16 protein-coding genes are annotated in these 18,932 nt (G+C 72.0%); 13 read left to right on the top strand and 3 right to left on the bottom strand.

What is annotated here, in order from left to right; all coding sequences use genetic code 11:
- Positions 1 to 92: 92 nt before the first annotated feature.
- A complete protein-coding gene (gene mnmA, locus ACP4J0_RS21415; protein ID WP_426600266.1) occupies positions 93 to 1,223 on the top strand; it encodes a tRNA 2-thiouridine(34) synthase MnmA in 1,131 nt (376 codons plus the stop codon).
- A gap of 137 nt (positions 1,224 to 1,360) precedes the next feature.
- Here mnmA and ACP4J0_RS21410 read toward each other — a convergent pair whose 3' ends face one another.
- Positions 1,361 to 1,684, bottom strand: a complete 324-nt coding sequence (locus ACP4J0_RS21410) for a DUF427 domain-containing protein (RefSeq protein ID WP_426600265.1) — start codon at positions 1,682 to 1,684, stop codon at positions 1,361 to 1,363.
- 92 nt (positions 1,685 to 1,776) lie between these two features.
- On the opposite strand from ACP4J0_RS21410, the gene ACP4J0_RS21405 reads away from it, so the two are divergent.
- The 5 genes from ACP4J0_RS21405 (at position 1,777) to ACP4J0_RS21385 (ending at position 8,883) form a co-directional block, all read left to right on the top strand.
- Entirely contained in the window at positions 1,777 to 2,316 is a 540-nt protein-coding gene (locus ACP4J0_RS21405; RefSeq protein WP_426600264.1) for a TIGR00730 family Rossman fold protein, read from the top strand.
- A 27-nt stretch (positions 2,317 to 2,343) separates the two neighbouring features.
- The gene (locus ACP4J0_RS21400; protein WP_426600263.1) at positions 2,344 to 3,033 is read left to right on the top strand and encodes an SDR family oxidoreductase; all 690 of its coding nucleotides are present in this window, start codon (positions 2,344 to 2,346) and stop codon (positions 3,031 to 3,033) included.
- Between the two features lie 53 nt (positions 3,034 to 3,086).
- Positions 3,087 to 4,100, top strand: a complete 1,014-nt coding sequence (locus ACP4J0_RS21395) for a methionine synthase (RefSeq protein ID WP_426600262.1) — start codon at positions 3,087 to 3,089, stop codon at positions 4,098 to 4,100.
- Between the two features lie 15 nt (positions 4,101 to 4,115).
- Entirely contained in the window at positions 4,116 to 6,311 is a 2,196-nt protein-coding gene (gene ligA, locus ACP4J0_RS21390) for an NAD-dependent DNA ligase LigA (RefSeq protein WP_426600261.1), read from the top strand.
- Between the two features lie 259 nt (positions 6,312 to 6,570).
- Positions 6,571 to 8,883, top strand: a complete 2,313-nt coding sequence (locus ACP4J0_RS21385) for a putative bifunctional diguanylate cyclase/phosphodiesterase (RefSeq protein WP_426600260.1) — start codon at positions 6,571 to 6,573, stop codon at positions 8,881 to 8,883.
- Between the two features lie 125 nt (positions 8,884 to 9,008).
- Here the strand turns inward: ACP4J0_RS21385 and ACP4J0_RS21380 are convergent, their stop codons facing one another.
- Positions 9,009 to 9,623 (bottom strand): TetR/AcrR family transcriptional regulator, encoded by a 615-nt coding sequence (locus ACP4J0_RS21380; protein WP_426600259.1) that lies wholly within the window; start codon positions 9,621 to 9,623, stop codon positions 9,009 to 9,011.
- Between the two features lie 85 nt (positions 9,624 to 9,708).
- Between ACP4J0_RS21380 and ACP4J0_RS21375 the strand changes: the two genes are divergently transcribed.
- From ACP4J0_RS21375 to gatB, 5 genes are all read left to right on the top strand, one after another.
- Positions 9,709 to 10,080 carry a DUF4267 domain-containing protein gene (locus ACP4J0_RS21375; protein WP_426600258.1) on the top strand — a complete coding sequence of 124 codons (372 nt, stop codon included), beginning with the start codon at positions 9,709 to 9,711 and terminating at the stop codon, positions 10,078 to 10,080.
- Between the two features lie 144 nt (positions 10,081 to 10,224).
- Positions 10,225 to 10,521, top strand: a complete 297-nt coding sequence (gene gatC / locus ACP4J0_RS21370; RefSeq protein WP_003973500.1) for an Asp-tRNA(Asn)/Glu-tRNA(Gln) amidotransferase subunit GatC — start codon at positions 10,225 to 10,227, stop codon at positions 10,519 to 10,521.
- A gap of 5 nt (positions 10,522 to 10,526) precedes the next feature.
- Complete coding sequence (gene gatA, locus ACP4J0_RS21365) at positions 10,527 to 12,023, top strand: Asp-tRNA(Asn)/Glu-tRNA(Gln) amidotransferase subunit GatA (RefSeq protein ID WP_426600257.1); 1,497 nt, start codon at positions 10,527 to 10,529, stop codon at positions 12,021 to 12,023.
- A complete protein-coding gene (locus tag ACP4J0_RS21360) occupies positions 12,020 to 12,259 on the top strand; it encodes a hypothetical protein (protein WP_395574885.1) in 240 nt (79 codons plus the stop codon). The genes gatA and ACP4J0_RS21360 overlap by 4 nt, the downstream gene beginning before the upstream one ends.
- A gap of 15 nt (positions 12,260 to 12,274) precedes the next feature.
- On the top strand, positions 12,275 to 13,786 hold the full coding sequence (gatB, locus tag ACP4J0_RS21355; protein WP_426600256.1) for an Asp-tRNA(Asn)/Glu-tRNA(Gln) amidotransferase subunit GatB: 1,512 nt from the start codon (positions 12,275 to 12,277) through the stop codon (positions 13,784 to 13,786).
- 69 nt (positions 13,787 to 13,855) lie between these two features.
- Here gatB and ACP4J0_RS21350 read toward each other — a convergent pair whose 3' ends face one another.
- On the bottom strand, positions 13,856 to 15,784 hold the full coding sequence (locus ACP4J0_RS21350; protein WP_426600255.1) for a protein kinase domain-containing protein: 1,929 nt from the start codon (positions 15,782 to 15,784) through the stop codon (positions 13,856 to 13,858).
- Positions 15,785 to 16,118: 334 nt separating this feature from the next.
- On the opposite strand from ACP4J0_RS21350, the gene ACP4J0_RS21345 reads away from it, so the two are divergent.
- Together ACP4J0_RS21345 and ACP4J0_RS21340 are read left to right on the top strand one after the other, a co-directional pair.
- Positions 16,119 to 18,365 carry an MMPL family transporter gene (locus ACP4J0_RS21345; RefSeq protein WP_426600254.1) on the top strand — a complete coding sequence of 749 codons (2,247 nt, stop codon included), beginning with the start codon at positions 16,119 to 16,121 and terminating at the stop codon, positions 18,363 to 18,365.
- On the top strand, positions 18,343 to 18,927 hold the full coding sequence (locus ACP4J0_RS21340; protein WP_426600253.1) for a GNAT family N-acetyltransferase: 585 nt from the start codon (positions 18,343 to 18,345) through the stop codon (positions 18,925 to 18,927). Before ACP4J0_RS21345 ends, ACP4J0_RS21340 begins: the two co-directional genes overlap by 23 nt.
- Positions 18,928 to 18,932: the final 5 nt, after the last annotated feature.

Here is an 18,932-nt window from a genome sequence, read left to right as displayed (position 1 = left end):
GATGAGCTTCTGGATCCGTGCTTCGCCCCCATACGATCTTCAACGCATACTCGCGCGCTCCGGTTCCCGCCTCCCCGTACCCTGGAAGGGTTATGACTGACACCCCGCAGCGCACCCGTCCCCTCCGCGTCCTCGCCGCCATGTCGGGCGGAGTCGACTCCGCCGTCGCCGCCGCCCGTGCGGCCGAGGCGGGGCACGACGTGACCGGCGTCCACCTCGCACTCTCCGCGAACCCGCAGTCCTTCCGCACCGGCGCGCGGGGCTGTTGCACCATCGAGGACTCGCGGGACGCCCGCCGCGCCGCGGACGTCATCGGCATCCCCTTCTACGTCTGGGACCTCGCCGACCGCTTCCGGGAGGACGTCGTCGAGGACTTCGTCGCCGAGTACGAGGCGGGCCGCACCCCGAACCCGTGCCTGCGCTGCAACGAGAAGATCAAGTTCGCCGCGCTGCTCGACAAGGCGCTCGCCCTCGGCTTCGACGCCGTCTGCACCGGTCACTACGCCCAGGTGATCCTCCGCGAGGACGGCACCCGCGAGCTGCACCGCGCCTCCGACATGGCCAAGGACCAGAGCTACGTCCTCGGCGTCCTGGACGACCGTCAGCTCGCGCACGCCATGTTCCCGCTCGGCGACACGGTCACCACCAAGGACGAGATCCGCGCGGAGGCCGAGCGCCGGGGCCTCGCGGTGGCCAAGAAGCCCGACTCGCACGACATCTGCTTCATCGCCGACGGCGACACCCAGGGCTTCCTGGCCGACCGGCTGGGCAAGGCGGAGGGCGACATCGTCGACGAGGCGGGCAACCGGCTCGGCACCCACGAGGGCGCGTACGGCTACACCATCGGCCAGCGCAAGGGCCTCAGGATCGGCACCCCGGCCCCCGACGGCAAGCCGCGCTACGTGCTGGACATCTCCCCGGTGAACAACACCGTCACCGTCGGCCCGGCGGAAGCCCTGGACGTCGACGCCCTGCGCGCGATCAAGCCCCGCTGGTGCGGCGCCGCCCCGACCGGCCCCGGGACCTACACCGCCCAGCTCCGCGCCCACGGCGGCGAGACCGAGGTCCGGGCGGAACTGGTCGACGGCTCACTGGAGGTGTCGTTCACGCAGCCGGTGCGGGGCGTGGCCCCCGGCCAGGCGATCGTGCTGTACGACGGCACGCGCGTGGTGGGCTCGGCGACGATCGCGTCCACGTCGCGCGTGACGGCCGGCGCGGTCTGAACCGCGGGGGCGCCGTCCCCGGGGCCGCTCACCTCGCGGGGCCGCTCACCTCGCGGGGCCGCCCACCTCGCGAAGAACTCCGCCGGCACCGGGCCCAGTACGCCCGGCTCCACAGAACCGCCCGGGAACGGCTCGGCTCAGGACACTTCGACCTCGTAGAAGCAGAGGTGGTCCTTGATCTCCGCCACCTCCGGCTTCGGGTCCGGGTAGGCCCAGACCAGGTCCGCCGCGTCCGGCAGCGACCAGTAGGAGGCGTCGCCCTTGAAGGGGCAGTGCGTCTGCGTGCCGGACGGGGTCAGCAGGTCCAGGCGTACGTCCTGGGGCGGGATGTAGTACCGCTCAGGAAGGCCCGTCTCCCGCAGCACCAGCGCCTTGTCGCTCTCCGCCAGGAGCTGCCCGCCGTGCACCACGCGCACGTGCCGGTCGCTCGGCTCGACGGTGATGCGGTGTCCCTTGGTCACGGTCGTCCTCCTCGGTGACAGTGGTCTCGGTCACTACAGCGTGCCCGCAGGCCGGGTTCTTCCCCGCCGGGCGCCGAACGTACCGTTGCCCCATGAACATCTGCGTCTTCCTCTCCGCCGCCGACCTCGACGAGCGCTACACGCGCCCCGCGAAGGAGTTCGCCGAACTGCTCGGCAAGGGCGGGCACACCCTGGTGTGGGGCGGCTCCGACGTCGGACTGATGAAGGTGGTCGCCGACGGCGTGCAGGGGGCCGGAGGACGGCTGCTGGGGGTCTCCGTGGACTTCCTGGCGGCCAAGGCGCGCGAGGGCGCCGACGAGATGGTCGTCGCCCGGGACCTCGCCGAGCGCAAGCGGCTGCTGCTGGAGAAGGCCGACGCCGTCGTCATCATGGTGGGCGGCACCGGCACGCTGGACGAGGCCACGGAGATCCTGGAGCTGAAGAAGCACGGGCACACCGACAAGCCGGTCGTCCTGCTCAACACGGCCGGCTTCTACGACGGCCTCAAGGAGCAGTTCCGCCGGATGGAGGACGAGGGCTTCCTGCCCCGCCCCCTCACCGAGCTGGTGTTCTTCGCCGAGGAGCCCGTCGGGGCGCTGGCCTACCTGGAGGAGAGCCAGGGCGTCGCATGACCCCGCGGTGATGCGAGCATGGCGGGCATGGCTACACATGTGATCACCGGAGCGGGCTCCGGCATCGGCGCGGCCGTGACCCGCCGCCTGCACGAACGCGGTGACGAGGTCGTGCTGCACGCGCGCGACGCGGGCCGCGCGAAAGAACTGGCGGCCGCGTTCCCCGGCGCGAAGACGCTGGTCGGCGACCTGGCCGACCCCGACAAGCTCTCCTGGGCCTTCTCCCACCAGACCCTGCCCGACCGCGTGGACTCGCTGCTGCACATCGCCGGCGTGGTCGACCTCGGCCCGGTCGGCGACCTCACGTCCAGGACCTGGCGCAACCAGCTCAACGTCAACCTGGTCGCGCCCGCCGAGCTGACCCGCCTCTTCCTGCCCCAGCTGCGCGTCGCCCAGGGCCACGTGCTGTTCGTCAACTCCGGTTCCGGCCTGAACGCCCACGCCGGCTGGTCCGCGTACGCCGCCTCCAAGCACGGCCTGAAGGCCCTGGCCGACGCCCTGCGCCAGGAGGAGCACGCGAACGGCGTCCGCGTCACCTCGGTCTACCCCGGCCGCACCGCCAGCCCCATGCAGGCCAAGGTCCACCAGCAGGAGGGCAAGGAGTACGACCCCGCCCAGTGGATCGACCCCGAGTCGGTCGCCACGACGATCCTGATGGCCCTGGACCTGCCGAGGGACGCGGAGGTCAACGACCTGACGGTGCGGCCGGGACGGTGACCGCAGGCGGGGGAGCGGGCGCCGGGGCGATGCCGCCCGCATAGGCTGGCCGGGTGAGCGACAACAGCCAGACCAGCCCGCGTTTCGGCCCCGCCACCGGCGTCGGCTCCCAGCCGGGGGACGACGCCCGCGAGGCCGTCAAGACCGCCACCGGCACCTTCGAGGACTTCCCGTACCTGCCCGAGCTGCCCGCCCGCGGCCCCGGAGCCGACATGATCGGCCGCACCGCCGGAATGCTCGTCGAGCTGTACGCGCGCGTGGAGCCCAGCGGATGGCGGCTCGGCGACCGCCCGGGACGGGACACCAAGCGGGCCCGGGCCTGGCTCGGGCAGGACCTCGACGCCCTGGAGGAGTTCACCCAGGGCTACGAGGGGCCGCTGAAGGTCCAGGCCGTCGGCCCCTGGACGCTCGCCGCCGCCCTGGAACTCAGGAACGGCGAGGCGGTCCTCTCCGACGCCGGCGCCTCCCGCGACCTCGCCGCCTCGCTCGCGGAAGGCCTGCGCCTGCACCTGGCGGAGGTCCGGCGCCGCGTACCGGGCGCCCGGCCCGTGCTCCAGCTCGACGAGCCGTCCCTCACCGCCGTACTGCGCGGCCAGGTGCGCAGTGCCAGCGGCTACCGCACCCACCGGGCCGTCGACCGCCAGGTCGTCGAGGCAGCGCTCCGCGACGTCGCCGGGGTGCACGGGGACGGCCCCGTCGTGGTCCACTCCTGCGCACCGGACGTGCCGTTCGCCCTGCTGCGCCGGGCCGGCGTCGCGGGTGTCTCCTTCGACTTCTCGCTCCTCACCGAGCGTGACGACGACGCGATCGGCGAGGCGGTCGAGGGCGGCACCCGGCTGTTCGCCGGTGTCGTCCCGGGCACGGATGCCGCATTGTCGGACCCTGCCGGTAGCGTCATGGGGGTCAGGACGCTGTGGCGCAGGCTGGGGCTGCATCCGGGGCTTCTCGCGGAGGCGGTCACCGTCACGCCGGTGTGCGGACTCGCGGGCGCGTCCCCCGAGTACGCCCGCCGGGCACTCGCCCACTGCGCCCAGGCGGCGAGATCCCTCGCGGACGACCCAGAGTAACGGGAGGACAACACGGTGGCCGGCGACAAGCAGGCGGAGACGACGAGCGTGCCCGCCGAGGCGCGCGAGAAGCACGTGCAGCTCGCTGAGCGGATCGAGGAGCACCGCTTCCGGTACTACGTGAAGGACGCCCCCGTCGTCAGCGACGCGGACTTCGACCGGCTGCTGCGTTCCCTGGAGGAGCTGGAGGAGGAGTATCCGGAGCTGCGCACCCCGGACTCCCCGACCCAGAAGGTCGCCGGGTCCTACGAGACGGAGTTCACGGCCGTCGAGCACCGCTCCCGCATGCTCTCCCTCGACAACACCTTCAACGACGAGGAGCTCGCCGCCTGGACCGAGCGCATCGCCAGGGAGCTCGGCGAGCAGGAGTACCACTTCCTGTGCGAGCTGAAGGTCGACGGACTCGCCGTCAACCTCACCTACGAGCGCGGCCGGCTCGTCCGCGCGGCCACCCGCGGCGACGGCCGCACCGGCGAGGACATCACGCCCAACGTCCGCACCATCGCCGAGATCCCGGAGCGCCTGAAGGGGGACGAGGTCCCCGACCTCGTGGAGATCCGCGGCGAGGTCTACTTCCCGATGGAGAAGTTCCAGGAACTCAACCAGCGGTTGAACGAGGCGGGCGACAAGCCCTTCGCCAACCCGCGCAACGCGGCGGCCGGTTCGCTGCGCCAGAAGGACCCGCGCGTCACCGCCACCCGCCCGCTGCACATGGTGGTCCACGGCATCGGCGTCCTGGAGGGCTTCAAGGGCATGACCCGCCTCTCCCAGGCCTACGACCTGCTGAAGACCTGGGACCTGCCCACCTCCCCGCACAACAGGGTGGTCGACGGACTCGACGGCGTACGCGAGTTCATCGCGTACTACGGCGAGAACCGGCACTCCGTGGCGCACGAGATCGACGGTGTCGTCGTCAAGCTCGACGAGATCCGCCTCCAGGGACGCCTCGGCTCCACCGCCCGGGCACCGCGCTGGGCCATCGCCTACAAGTACGCGCCGGAGGAGGTCAACACCAAGCTCATCGACATCAAGGTCGGCGTCGGCCGCACCGGCCGCGTCACGCCGTACGCGCAGGTCGAGCCGGTCACGGTGGCCGGCAGCGAAGTGGAGTTCGCCACCCTGCACAACCAGGAGGTCGTCAAGGCCAAGGGCGTGCGCATCGGTGACACCGTGGTGCTGCGCAAGGCCGGTGACGTCATCCCGGAGATCCTCGGGCCGGTCGCCGACCTGCGGGACGACACCGAGCGGGAGTTCGTCATGCCGGCCGAGTGCCCCGAGTGCGGGACGCCGCTGAAGGCCATGAAGGAGGGCGACATCGACCTCCGGTGCCCCAACGCCCGTACCTGCCCGGCCCAGTTGCGCGAGCGCGTCGCCTACCTGGCCGGCCGGGAGTGCCTGGACATCGAGCACTTCGGCGGCGTCGTCGCGGCCGCGCTGACCGGGCCGCTGGAGCCGGCCGACCCGCCGCTGGTGGACGAGGGCGACCTCTTCGACCTCACCGTCGAGAAGCTGCTGCCCATCAAGGCGTACGTCCTCGACCCGGACAGCGGGCTGCCCAAGCGCGACCCGAAGACCGGCGAGGAGAAGATCGTCACGGTCTTCGCCAACAAGGAGGGCCAGCCGAAGAAGAACACCCTCGCGCTGCTGAAGCACATCGAGGAGGCCAAGACACGTCCGCTCGCCCGCTTCCTCAACGGACTCTCCATCCGGCACGTCGGGCCCGTCGCCGCCCAGGCCCTGGCCCGCGAGTTCCGCTCGCTCGACTGCATCGAACAGGCCACCGAGGCGGAGTTGTCGATCACCGACGGCGTCGGCCCGATCATCGCCGGGGCCCTCAAGGAGTGGTTCGCCGAGGAGTGGCACCGCGAGATCGTCCGCAAGTGGAAGGCGGCCGGAGTCCCGTTGGAGGACCGGTCGACGGGGGAGGACGAGGGGCCGCGCCCGCTCGAGGGACTCACCGTCGTCGTCACCGGCACCCTGGAGAACTTCACCCGGGACGGAGCCAAGGACTCCCTGCAGAGCAGGGGTGCGAAGGTGACCGGATCGGTGTCCAAGAAGACGTCGTTCGTCGTGGTCGGTGACAACCCGGGATCGAAGTACGACAAGGCGATGCAACTGAAGGTGCCGGTTCTGAACGAGGACGGTTTCACCGTCCTGCTCGAACAAGGACCCGAAGCGGCGGCCGGCGTCGCGCTTTCGGCTGAGGAATAGCGGTTGAAGGCCACCCGATCGGCGCATACCAGATGCATACGGGTGGCCTGGTCGCATTCGGGCAACCGTCGACGACCGGTGCCCCTGGAAGCCTTCCGCGGCCTACTGTTGAGATGTGCGCCCGCCGTGCCCAGTTGCGGTCGGGGCATCCCCCTGCCCCCGAGGGACGGGGGGAAGGGTTGTCCGACGCGGAGCCGTTGATGGTGGTCGAGGCGGGGGCCGCGTGGCGTGGGCACCGCCGGCTGTGAGAGGGACGGGAATGGAACCGACCGAGAGCGCCGCCGCGGGCTCACGGCTGAGCCTGCGTCGCATGGTGGGCGCGCGGCACGTGGGCCGGTGGCTCGGGCAGCGCGGTGGCGGCGCACCGCATCCCGCGCCCGCCGCCCGTGGCTCCGCGCCGCCGCCGACCGCCGGCCGTGGCTCCGCGCCGCCGTCCACCGCCCGTGACTCCGCGCGGCCGTCCGCCGGCCGTGGCTCCGGACCGTCGGCCGCCCGCCACCCCTCCGTGCTGTCCGACGCCGACGCCGACGGCGAACGGCACCTGTCCTGGCCCGCGTTGCCCGCGGCGATCGTCGCGGCCGCGGCCTTCGTGCTGGGCGCCGGGTTCTACCGCGCGTTCACCGACGGCCACGCCCTCTTCCCGTCCGGCACCGCCGGCTGGTCCCTGGCCGTACTGACCGGCATCGTCGTCGGCCACCTGGTGATGCTCGGCCGCTCCCGCTGGTGGGGCGGCACCGGCTCCGGCGCCGCCCTCACCCTCGCCGTCCTGATGCTGTACGGCTGGGTTCCGGCCGGCATGGTCAGCCTCACCGTCGTGGTCCTGGTCGGCGTAGCCCGCCGGGGCCGCTGGCGACAGGGCCTCCTGCACGGCGCGGTGGACATCCTCGGCATCGCCGCGGGCGCCCTGCTGCTGGGCTTCTGCGGCTCCGAGCCGTCCGTGGAGGAACCCTGGGACCCGAACACCTGGGGGGTGGCCGCGGCACCCAAGGTGGTGCTCGTCGCGGTCGCCTACCTCGCCGTCACCCGCGCCCTGCTGTGGTACCTGCAGACACCGCGCCCCGGTCTGCCCACCGTCGCCCGCACCGCCCTGGTCAGACAGGGCCTGGTCGCCGTCGCGCTGCTCGGCATCGCCCCGCTGGTCTGCGTGGTAGCCGTCGCCAAACCGCTGCTGCTGCCGCTGTTCTCCATCCCGCTGATCGCCCTCGACTCCACGCTGTGGATAGCCCGCGCCCGGGCCGAGGAGCAGTTGCGGGACCCGCTCACGGGACTGCCCAACCGGCAGTGGCTGCTCGAGCGGACCTGGACCGCGCTGGACGACGCCGAGCGCATCGGTGCCCGCGCCGCCCTGATGCTGATCGACCTGGACCGATTCCGGTCGGTCAACGACACGCTCGGACACCTCGCCGGCGACCGGCTGCTGCTGCAGACCGCCGACCGGCTGCGGCAGGCCCTGCCGCGCGGAGCGGAGGCCGCGCGGCTCGGTGGCGACGAGTTCGCCGTCCTGCTGCCCGTCGCCGACTCCACCACGTCGGCGACCCGGGTGGCCCGGGGCCTGGTGGCCGCGCTCAGCTCCCCGATGGACCTGGACGGACTCACCCTCGTCCTGGAGGCCAGCGCCGGGGTCGCCGTCTTCCCCGACCACGCGCTGGACGCCGAAGGCCTGCTGCGCCGCGCCGATGTGGCGATGTACCAGGCGAAGCGGGACCGTACGGGCGTGGAGGTCTACGAGTCCAAGCGGGACTCCAACACCCCGGACCGGCTCGGGCTGCTGGGCGACCTGCGCCGGGCCCTGGACGCCCACGAGGTCGAGCTGCACTACCAGCCCAAGGTCCGCTTCGACGGACAGGTCGCGGGTCTGGAGGCCCTGGTCCGCTGGGTGCACCCCGAGCGCGGCAAGGTGCCCCCGGACGAGTTCATAGCGATCGCCGAGTCCTCGGGCCTGATGCCCCATCTGACGGAGTACGTGCTGGAGACGGCCCTCGGGCAGGTCGCCCGCTGGCGCTCCCAGGGCCTGTTCGTGCCCGTCGCGGTCAACGTATCCCCGCGTGACGTCCACACCCCCGGCTTCGCGGGCGCGGTCGCCGCCCGGCTCGCCCGGCACGGCGTCCCGGCGGGGGCACTCCAACTGGAGATCACGGAACACGTCCTCCTCGAGGACCCGCAGCGCGCCGCCGACACCCTCAACGCGCTGACCGGCCACGGCGTGAAGATGTCCCTGGACGACTTCGGCACCGGGTACTCCTCCCTCGTCCACCTGCGGCGGCTCCCGGTCAGCGAGCTGAAGATCGACCGCTCGTTCGTGGCCCGGCTGGCCGTCGACACCGAGGACGCGGCGATCGTGCGCTGCACCGTCGACCTCGCGCACTCGCTCGGTCTGCTCGTCGTCGCCGAGGGGGTGGAGGACGACGAGACCTGGGAGCGCCTGCGCGACCTGGGCTGCGACGCCGTACAGGGCTGGCTGGTGGCGGCCGCGATGCCGCCCGAGGAGACGACGGCGTGGCTGCGTGCGCGGGGCTCGCGGGGCTGGGTGAGGCCGGCCGCCGCGCTGCCCGTGGCGGCGACCGACGAGTGACCCCGCCCACCCGCCGGACCCTGTCACCCGTCCGGCGGGTGCGCCCCTCGCGAAGGAGGCGTCCGCCGATTCCGCCGACGGCCGTCGACCGGGTGCGGCGCGGCGGACCTTCCGGCTCGGCCCGTTCAGTCCGTGGTTCGGTCCGCGGTGCGGTCCGCGGTGTTGTGCGGCACGAAGTGAGAGATCAGCAGGGCCAGCCGGTGCTCGTGGGCCCCCTCCGGTAGCCGGCCGCTGCGCATCAAGGTCACCAGCCCGTGCAGGCCCGCCCAGTACGTCTCCGTGAGCAGCCGCGGGTCCTCGCCCTGCGCCGCGGTCGGCTCGACGGCCTTCAGCAGTTCGCCGAACGCCTCCTGGAGGGCCGCCGGAGCCTCGGGCGTGGCGAACGGCAGGTCCACCCGGTGCGTGAACATCGCGTCGTAGAGCGCGGGGCGCCGTCGGGCGAAGGCCGTGTACGCCCGGCCGACCGCCGCCAGCGTCTCGCGCGTGCCCCCGGCCGCCGCGGCCGCCGCCCGCAGTTCGGCCGTGAGCTCCTCGCAGCCCCGCACCGCGACCGCCGCCATGATCGCGTCCTTGCCCTTGAAGTGGCTGTAGAGGACAGGCTGGCTGTACTCGATCTCGGCGGCCAGCCGACGAGTGGTGACCGCGTCCCAGCCCTCCGCCTCGGCCAGGTCCCGCGCGGCCGTCACGATCAGCCGCTCGCGTTCCGCTCGTTCGCGCTCCCGGCGCCCCTGGATCGTCATGCCCGGGATTCTAGCAGTGCTAGCCATTCTGTCGACGCTCTGCTAGCGTCACTCGCATCCCTAGCGCTGCTAGCAAGGAGTGGTCGTGACCGTTACCGCGTACACCCTGGCCATCGTGCTCAACCTGTTCTGCTTGTTCCTCGGCTACCGCTTCCTGTTCCGGCCCGCCCCCGCCGCCGCCGGCTACGGCGTCCCGGCCGACCCGGGTGGCGACGCCGGCGCCTATCTGACGGTCAAGGGCCTGAGGGACGGGACGTTCGGCCTGGTGGGTCTGGCGCTGCTGGTCTTCGCGGGCGCCCGTGCCGAGGCGTGGTTCATGCTGGCGGTGGCCCTCGTGCCGCTCGGCGACACGCTCGTAGTGCTGCGCCACGGGGGTACGAAAGCCGTGGCCTTCGGCGTTCACTTCGCCACCGCGCTCGTCGTCCTCGTCGGCGCCGGCCTGCTCTTCGCGGTCTGAGCGGCTCCACGCCCGCGGCCGGGAGGGAGCGGCGGAGGGAAACCGTTTAACGGGCACGGGGCGCCGCCCCATAGGATTGGGCCAAACCGACTTGCCAAAGCCGATTTGCCCACACCACACACACTCACCCCAGAGGAACGCTGCATGCCTGGCATCACGCGCGAGGAGGTCGCCCACCTCGCCCGGCTGGCGCGTCTGGAGCTGAAGCCCGAAGAGCTCGAGCACTTCGCGGGACAGCTGGACGACATCATCGGCGCGGTCGCCCGCGTCAGTGAGGTCGCCGACCAAGACGTACCGCCGACCTCGCACCCGCTCCCGCTGACGAACGTCATGCGGCCGGACGAGGTCCGTCCGTCGCTCACGCCCGAGCAGGCGCTCTCCGGCGCCCCGGCCCAGGAGCAGCAGCGTTTCAAGGTGCCGCAGATCCTGGGGGAGGAGTAACCGCCATGAGCGATCCCATCATCAAGCTCACCGCGGCCGAGATCGCCGCGAAGATCGCCTCCGGCGAGCTGACGGCCGTCGAGGTCACCGAGGCCCACCTGGCCCGCATCGAGGCCGTCGACGAGAAGGTGCACGCCTTCCTGCACGTCGACCGCGAGGGTGCCCTCGCGCAGGCCCGCGCCGTCGACGAGAAGCGCGAGCGCGGCGAGAAGCTCGGCCCGCTGGCCGGCGTCCCGCTCGCGCTCAAGGACATCTTCACCACCGAGGGCGTCCCCACGACCGTCGGCTCGAAGATCCTCGAGGGCTGGATCCCGCCCTACGACGCGACCGTCACCCAGCGCCTGAAGGCCGCCGACGTCGTCATCCTCGGCAAGACCAACATGGACGAGTTCGCCATGGGGTCCTCCACCGAGAACAGCGCGTACGGCCCGACCGGCAACCCCTGGGACCTCACCAAGATCCCCGGCGGCTCCGGCGGTGGCTCCTCCGCCGCCCTCGCCGCCTTCCAGGCGCCGCTCGCCATCGGTACCGACACCGGCGGCTCCATCCGCCAGCCGGCGGCCGTCACCGGCACGGTCGGCGTCAAGCCGACGTACGGCGGCGTCTCCCGCTACGGCATGGTCGCCTTCTCCTCCTCCCTCGACCAGGGCGGCCCCTGCGCCCGTACGGTCCTGGACGCGGCCCTGCTGCACGAGGTGATCGCCGGGCACGACCCGATGGACTCCACCTCCATCGACGCCCCGGTCCCCGCGGTCGTCGAGGCCGCCCGCAACGGCAGCGTCGCCGGCATGCGCGTCGGCGTCGTCAAGCAGTTCCGCGGCGAGGGCTACCAGGCCGGTGTCATCCAGCGCTTCGACGAGTCCGTCGAACTGCTGAAGGAACTGGGCGCCGAGGTCGTCGAACTGGACTGCCCGTCCTTCGACCTGGCCCTGTCGGCGTACTACCTGATCGCCCCCTCGGAGTGCTCCTCCAACCTCGCCCGCTTCGACGGCCTGCGCTACGGCGCGCGCGTCGGCGACGACGGCACGCACTCCGCCGAGGAGGTCACCTCCCTGACCCGCGAGGCCGGCTTCGGCCCCGAGGTCAAGCGCCGCATCATGCTCGGCACGTACGCCCTGAGCTCGGGCTACTACGACGCGTACTACGGCAGCGCCCAGAAGGTCCGCACCCTGATCAAGCAGGAGTTCGAGCGGGCCTTCGAGCAGGTGGACGTCATCGTCTCCCCGACGACGCCGACCACCGCCTTCGCGATCGGCGAGCGCGCCGACGACCCGATGGCGATGTACCTCGCCGACCTGTGCACCATCCCCACCAACCTGGCGGGCAACGCGGCCATGTCGCTGCCCTGCGGCCTCGCCCCCGAGGACAACCTGCCGGTGGGCCTGCAGATCATCGCCCCCGCCATGAAGGACGACCGGCTCTACAAGGTCGGCGCCGCCGTCGAGGCCGCGTTCGTGGAAAAGTGGGGCCACCCGCTGATCGAGGAGGCACCGTCGCTGTGAGCGCACTGACCAAGGCAAAGGGCTTCAAGAAGTCCCGGTCCGGCCTGTACGTCTCGATGGCCACGTCGGCGTTCGGCGCCGTCGGGGTGTACAAGCAGATCAAGAAGGCCCGGAGCGACAGCGACACCCTGCGGCTGCTCGACGCCGTCGTGACGGGTGCCGCGGTCGTCACCAACCTCGCCATCCTGTACCGCGAGCTGAAGCGTCTCGGCGACGACGACGTCCTGCTGGGCTGAGAGGGAAGTTACACCGTGACCACCACGACCGACCTGGTGTCGTACGAGGACGCACTCGCGTCGTACGACCCCGTCATGGGCCTCGAGGTCCATGTCGAACTCGGCACCCACACCAAGATGTTCTGCGGCTGTTCGACCGCACTGGGCGCCGACCCCAACACCCAGACCTGCCCCGTCTGCCTCGGCATGCCCGGCGCGCTCCCGGTCGTCAACGCGACCGGTGTCGAGTCCGCCATCAAGATCGGTCTCGCGCTGAACTGCGAGATCGCCGAGTGGTGCCGCTTCGCCCGGAAGAACTACTTCTATCCGGACATGCCGAAGAACTTCCAGACCTCCCAGTACGACGAGCCGATCGCCTTCGACGGCTACCTCGACGTGCAGCTGGAGGACGGGGAGACCTTCCGCGTGCAGATCGAGCGCGCGCACATGGAGGAGGACACCGGCAAGTCGCTGCACGTCGGCGGCGCGACGGGCCGTATCCACGGTGCCTCGCACTCCCTCCTCGACTACAACCGCGCCGGCATCCCGCTCATCGAGATCGTCACCAAGCCGATCGAGGGAGCGGGCGAGCGGGCCCCCGAGGTCGCGCGGGCCTACGTCCGTGAACTGCGCGAACTCATCCGTGCCCTCGGCGTGTCCGAGGCCCGCATGGAGATGGGCCAGATGCGCTGCGACGTGAACCTGTCGCTGCGCCCGCACGGCCGGGAGAAGTTCGGCACCCGCAGCGAGACCAAGAACGTCAACTCGCTGCGTTCCGTCGAGCGCGCGGCCCGCTTCGAGATCCAGCGGCACGCCGCCGTGCTGAACGACGGCGGCACGATCATCCAGGAGACCCGCCACTTCCACGAGGACACGGGGTCCACGACCTCGGGCCGCGTGAAGGAGGAGGCCGAGGACTACCGGTACTTCCCGGAGCCCGACCTGGTGCCGGTGGCCCCCTCGCGCGAGTGGGTCGAGAAGATCCGGTCCGCCCTGCCCGAACTGCCGCTGGTGCGCCGCAACCGGCTCCGCGAGGAGTGGGGCATCTCCGGCACCGACATGCAGTCGATCCTCAACGCCGGCGCGCTGGACCCGATCGTCGCCACGATCGACGCCGGTGCCGACGCCGCGTCCGCCCGCAAGTGGTGGATGGGCGAGCTGGCCCGCAGCGCCAACGAGTCGGGCAAGGCGCTCGACGAGCTGGCGATCACGCCGGAGCAGGTCGCCCGGGTCACCGAGCTGGTCACCAAGGGCGACCTGAACGACAAGCTGGCCCGCCAGGTCATCCTGGGCGTCCTCGCCGGTGAGGGCACGCCGGACGAGGTCGTCGACAAGCGCGGCCTGAAGGTCGTCTCCGACGAGGGCGCGCTGACCGCCGCCGTCGACGAGGCCATCGCCGGCAACCAGGGCGTCGTGGACAAGATCCGCGGCGGCAAGGTGGCCGCGGTCGGCGCCCTGGTCGGCGCGGTCATGAAGGCGACCCGGGGTCAGGCGGACGCGGCGCGCGTCAAGGAGCTGATCCTTCAGAAGCTGGGCGTCGAGGGCTGAGCGCCCGCCCGCGCCACGTGACGGGGCGGTGCTCCCGGACCTCGTGTCCCGGAGCACCGCCCCTCGTGCTCACCTCGTCAGCGTGGGGTCGGCGAGCAGCAGGTCGCCCATGTCGCAGCTGTTGTCCGGGTCGCTGTACGCGATGCGCAGCCGCAGCCCGTTCTCGATTTTGATCGTCAGCTCGCGCGGCTTGCCCAGATCGACCTGCCCGGTGAACAGGGACTGTCCGTCCACGGACACCTCGACGCGGGACGATGTGTTCGCCGATACGTCGGACACCCCGGCGGTCAGGGTGAGGTTTTTCCACTCACGACCCAGGTTGTACTCGGCCCACCCATCGCACGCCCTGTCCCCACCGTCGGGAACGAGAGCCGTCTCGTAATGCCGGTTGTTCATGGTGCCGTCGCCGACGGCGAGCGAGGCGCTCACGGCTTGGGCGACCGTCTCGAAGGTCGTCAGCGACACCGAGGATGCCTGGTCCGCCACCCCGTCGTTCCCGGTACCCGCCGAAGACTCGTCCGAGGACGGACCGGCGGTCGTCCCCCCGTCCGCCACCGGGCTCTCCTCCGCGGCGCTCGGCGCCGCCGTGACCGTGGCCGTCGCCGTGACCGTCCTGGTCACGGCGGGGGACGCGCCGTTCGTGGTGCCGTCGTCGTCGGCCATGGCCTGGACGCCGATGACGGCCAGCGAGGCGACGAGCGCCACGGCCAGCACGGGGACCAGTACCCGCCGCGCCCCGTCCCCGCCGGCCGGACGACCCGGAGCGGCACCGGTCGTGGCGCCGGTAGCGGCCCCGGCACCGGGGAGCGGCGCGACGGGTGGTCCGAAGCTCCCGAGCGGGGCAGGGTGCTCGGGCCCGCTGCCGCCCGCGTCCGCCTCCGGCGCCGCCGGGGCCACCGGAGCCGCCGGGGCGCCGACCGGCCCGGGCTCGGGCGAGTGCGTCACCGTGGTCGGCGGTGCCTGGGGCTCCGCCGGGCCGGAGACGGCCGAACCGGTCACCGTCGTCGGCGGAGCCTGGGTCGGGCGCGGCGGCGGTGCCGTCGGTGCGGCCGTCACCGTCGTGGGCGGCTGCTGGGTGCCGGTGAACCCGGGGGGTACGACGTCCCGGACCGGGTTCGTCGTCGACACCACCGCGTCCCGTACGTCGCTCAGCCAGGCACGCAGGCTCTCCGGCCGCTGTGCCGGGTCCGTGGCGCAGATCGTCAGGACCTGCTCGGCACGGTCCGGGACGAGCGCCTGTACCGACGGCAGCTCCGCCAGCGCGGCGCGCAGCTGCTCCGGGGTGCTCGGCGGCGTCTGCCCGCTCAGCAGGAAGTACGCGATGGCCCCGAACGCGTACCGGTCCGTGTTCGGGGTGCGCTTGCCGTCGAACACCTCGGGCGCCGCGTACCCGGGGGTGAACCAGACCTCCGCGGTCTGGTGGTCCGCGGTGAGCTTGCTGAGGCCGAAGTCGACGAGCGTGGCCTGCCCGTGGACGTCGACCATGATGTTGCCCGGCGACAGGTCACCGTGGACCACGGTGCGCCCGGACGGTGTGGCCCGGCCGGAGTGCAGCCAGTCGAGGGTGTCGGCGAGCTGCTCCAGCACCCGGCCGGCCTCGCGCCGCTCGGCATGCGTGGCGAGGGTGCGTTCGGCCCGCCAGTCCCGCAGGTCGAGGCCGTCGACGTGGTTCATGACCAGGACCAGCGCCCGCCCCGCGGCGGACGCGGCCCCGCCCTGCGAGTGGATCGGCGGCCCCTCGAAGTGCTCCCGGACCCCCACGACCCCCGGCCGCCCCACGAAACGCAGCAGCTCCGCCTGGTCGTTCCACTTGGCGCTCAGCCGCTCGAACTGGTCCGGCGTGAGCGTGTTCTTCGCGTCGAGCACCTTGACGACCACCGTCTCGGGCTCGCCGTCCAGCTGGATCGTCGCCCGGTACAGCACGGCCTCGCCGCCCCGGCCGATCGAGTTGAGGAGCCGGTACCGGTCGGGTGCCGTGTCCGGTCCGATGTAGTGCATGGCACTGTTCAAGTTGATTGCCCCCCGGCGTAGACGTGTTGACGGCCCAGTACGAGCATGCGGTGCCGTAGGTGAGCGCGCGTCAGCTTGCCCGGCACTCGTCGCCCAAGTCAACGACAGCACCATGCGGCCCAGCGGTTCCCTCGGGAGTTGCCTCGGGAGTTCCCGCGGGTCGATGCGGCGGTATTGTGAATAAGCCCACGAAAACCTCAAACGATCATCTATGCCTGAAAGAGTGGCTCGGCATCGCTGATGCGTTCTTTGCGGGCTGTTCACACGATGAACGACTGTTCCCGGTCAAAGATCAACAATCGGACACCCTGGGAGCACGTTCGTGGCAGCCCTAGCACGCTGGTGCATCCAGCGCCGCCTCGTCGCCGTCCTGCTCTGGCTCGTCGCCTTCGGCGGCGCCGCCACGGCCGCCGCGGTCACCGGCTCGGCGTACTCCAACGACTACGGGGTACCGGGCACCGACGCCGACCGTGCCTCCCGGCTGCTCGCCTCCGGCTTCCCCGGCCTCGGCGGCGGCAGCGACACGATCGTGTGGCACACGACGACGGACACCGTCCGCGCCACCGACGTCGAACAGGCCATGACCCGCACCCTGGACCGTATCGCGGAGCTGCCCGGGGTGGCCTCGGTGACCAACCCGTACGACGACCCCGACTCGCCCCTGATCAGCGAGAACGCCCACACCGCGTACGCCCCGGTCACCTTCGAGGACGCCTCCCAGGACATCGACGCGGGCGAGGCGCGCGCCGTGGCCGACGCCGCCGAGGCGGCCGAGACCGCCGGGCTCCAGGTCGAACTGGGCGGCGGCGCCGTCGCGCTCACCGAGGCGCCGGACGGCCATCTCGCCGAGGCCCTCGGTGTGGCCGTGGCCGCGGTCGTGCTCTTCCTCGCCTTCGGTTCCCTCGCCGCCGCCCTGCTGCCCATCGCCACCGCGCTGGTCTCCGTCGGCACCGCCTACGCCGGCATCACCCTGCTCGGCCACGCCATGACCGTCGCGGACTTCGCGCCCATGCTGGGCACCCTCATCGGACTCGGCGTCGGCATCGACTACGCGCTGTTCATCGTCACCCGGCACCGGCGCGGACTGAAGCGTGGACTCTCCGTGGCCGAGGCCGCCGAGAACGCCGTGGCGACCACCGGACGGGCGGTCGTCTTCGCGGGTGCCACCGTCTGCATCGCCCTGCTGGGCATGCTGATCCTCCGGCTCAGCTTCCTCAACGGGGTGGCCATCGCCGCCGCGCTGACCGTCGTCCTCACCGTCGCGGCCTCCGTGACCCTGCTGCCGGCGCTGCTGTCGTACATCGGCCCGCGCTCCCTGAGCAGGCGCGAGCGGCGCCGGATCGCGGAGCACGGTCCCGAACCCGAGCTGCCGACCGGGTTCGCCGCCCGCTGGTCGGCGCTGGTCGAGCGCCGCCCCAAGCTGCTCGGCGCCGTCGCCCTCGTCGTCATCACCGTCCTCGCGCTGCCCACCCTGGGGCTGCGCCTGGGCACCTCCGACCAGGGCAACGACCCCAAGGGCACCACCACCCGCCAGGCCTACGACCTCCTCGCCGAGGGCTTCGGACCCGGCGTGAACGGCCCTCTCACCCTGGTCACCGAGGTCGGCGGAGCCGAGGACCGGCTCGCGCTGGACAACCTCGGAGCCTCCCTGCGCACCACCGAGGGCGTCTCCTCGGTGACCCCGGTGACGTACGACTCCGGCGGCGACACCGCGTACCTCACCGTCGTACCCGAGTCGGCCCCGCAGTCCCGGACCACCAGCGACCTCGTCGACCGGCTGCGCTCCGAGGTGCTGCCGCGCGCCGAGTCCGGCACCACGCTCGACGTGCACGTCGGCGGCGTGACGGCCGGCTACGACGACTTCGCCGACGTCATCGTCGGCAAGCTGCCCCTCTTCGTCGGCGTCGTCATAGGCCTGGGCAGCCTGCTGCTCCTGCTGGCCTTCCGCTCCGTCGGCATACCGGTCAAGGCCGCCGCGATGAACGTCGCCGCCGTCGCCGCGTCCTTCGGTGTCGTCGTGGCGATCTTCCAGTGGGGCTGGGGGAGCGAACTGCTCGGCCTCGGCAGCGCAGGCCCGATCGAACCCTTCCTGCCCGTGATCATGGTGTCGGTCCTCTTCGGGCTCTCCATGGACTACCAGGTCTTCCTGGTCAGCCGGATGTACGAGGAATGGCTGGAGACCGGCGACAACCGCCGTGCCGTCCGCGTCGGCCTCGCCGAGACCAGCCGGGTGATCAACTCCGCCGCCGTCATCATGATCGCGGTGTTCCTCGCCTTCGTCCTCAGCGGCGACCGCGTGATCGCCATGTTCGGCATCGCGCTCGCCGCCGCCGTCGCCCTGGACGCCTTCGTCCTCCGTACGCTCCTGGTGCCCGCCCTGATGCACCTGCTCGGCAGCGCCAACTGGTGGCTGCCGCGACGGCTGGACAAGCTCCTGCCGCGCATCAGCATCGAGCCGCCCGAGTGCCGCGTCGCACATGAGAGGCTGGCCGCGGCGACGGACGCCGAAGTGGCGGACGTCCTTGCGGAGGAGGAACGGCAGCAGGATGTACGCGATACCACTGGGTGACGACGGAGCCGAACTGCGCCCCCTGGAGACCTGGCACGCCGAGGAGTTCCTGGCCCACCTGGACCGGGGCAGGGAGTTCATCACACAGCACATCCCCTTCGGGGTGAAGGCCACCGACCTCGACTCCGCCCGCGAACTGATCCAGACCTACGCCGACCGCCGTGCCGCCGGCAGCGGCTTCCTGCACGGGCTGTGGCTGGACGGCAAGCTCGTCGGCGGCCTGCTCTTCCGGGTCTTCGACGCCGCCACCGGCGTCTGCGAGATCGGCTGCTGGCTGGAGCCCGCCGGGACGGGCCGGGGCCTCGTCACACGCGGCGCCCGGGTCCTGATCGACTGGGCGTTCGACGAGCGCGGCATGCACCGCGTGGAGTGGCACGCGTCGTCCGCCAACACCCCGAGCGTCAACGCCGCACGGCGACTCGGCATGATGCGGGAGGGCGTGCTGCGCGAGAGCTTCCCCTACCGGGGCGCCCGCCAGGACATGGAGGTGTGGGCGGTGCTCGCGCCCGAGTGGCGTGCGGCACGAGAGGCACGCGCGCGTGCCGCTCACAAGGATCATTAAGGGAC

Source organism: Streptomyces sp. WG7 (genome assembly GCF_049975785.1).
Taxonomy (GTDB): domain Bacteria; phylum Actinomycetota; class Actinomycetes; order Streptomycetales; family Streptomycetaceae; genus Streptomyces.
Note: the sequence above shows the minus strand (reverse complement) of the source record. Positions and strands in the feature narration are given on the sequence as shown.

What these genes read in the sequence shown, in the direction of transcription:
- mnmA (WP_426600266.1), top strand. Translation starts at nt 93, where the DNA reads ATGACTGACACCCCGCAGCGCACCCGTCCCCTCCGCGTCCTCGCCGCC.
- ACP4J0_RS21405 (WP_426600264.1), top strand. Translation starts at nt 1,777, where the DNA reads ATGAACATCTGCGTCTTCCTCTCCGCCGCCGACCTCGACGAGCGCTAC.
- ACP4J0_RS21400 (WP_426600263.1), top strand. Translation starts at nt 2,344, where the DNA reads ATGGCTACACATGTGATCACCGGAGCGGGCTCCGGCATCGGCGCGGCC.
- ACP4J0_RS21385 (WP_426600260.1), top strand. Translation starts at nt 6,571, where the DNA reads ATGGAACCGACCGAGAGCGCCGCCGCGGGCTCACGGCTGAGCCTGCGT.
- ACP4J0_RS21380 (WP_426600259.1), bottom strand. Translation starts at nt 9,623, where the DNA reads ATGACGATCCAGGGGCGCCGGGAGCGCGAACGAGCGGAACGCGAGCGG.
- gatC (WP_003973500.1), top strand. Translation starts at nt 10,225, where the DNA reads ATGCCTGGCATCACGCGCGAGGAGGTCGCCCACCTCGCCCGGCTGGCG.
- gatA (WP_426600257.1), top strand. Translation starts at nt 10,527, where the DNA reads ATGAGCGATCCCATCATCAAGCTCACCGCGGCCGAGATCGCCGCGAAG.
- ACP4J0_RS21350 (WP_426600255.1), bottom strand. Translation starts at nt 15,784, where the DNA reads ATGCACTACATCGGACCGGACACGGCACCCGACCGGTACCGGCTCCTC.
- ACP4J0_RS21340 (WP_426600253.1), top strand. Translation starts at nt 18,343, where the DNA reads ATGTACGCGATACCACTGGGTGACGACGGAGCCGAACTGCGCCCCCTG.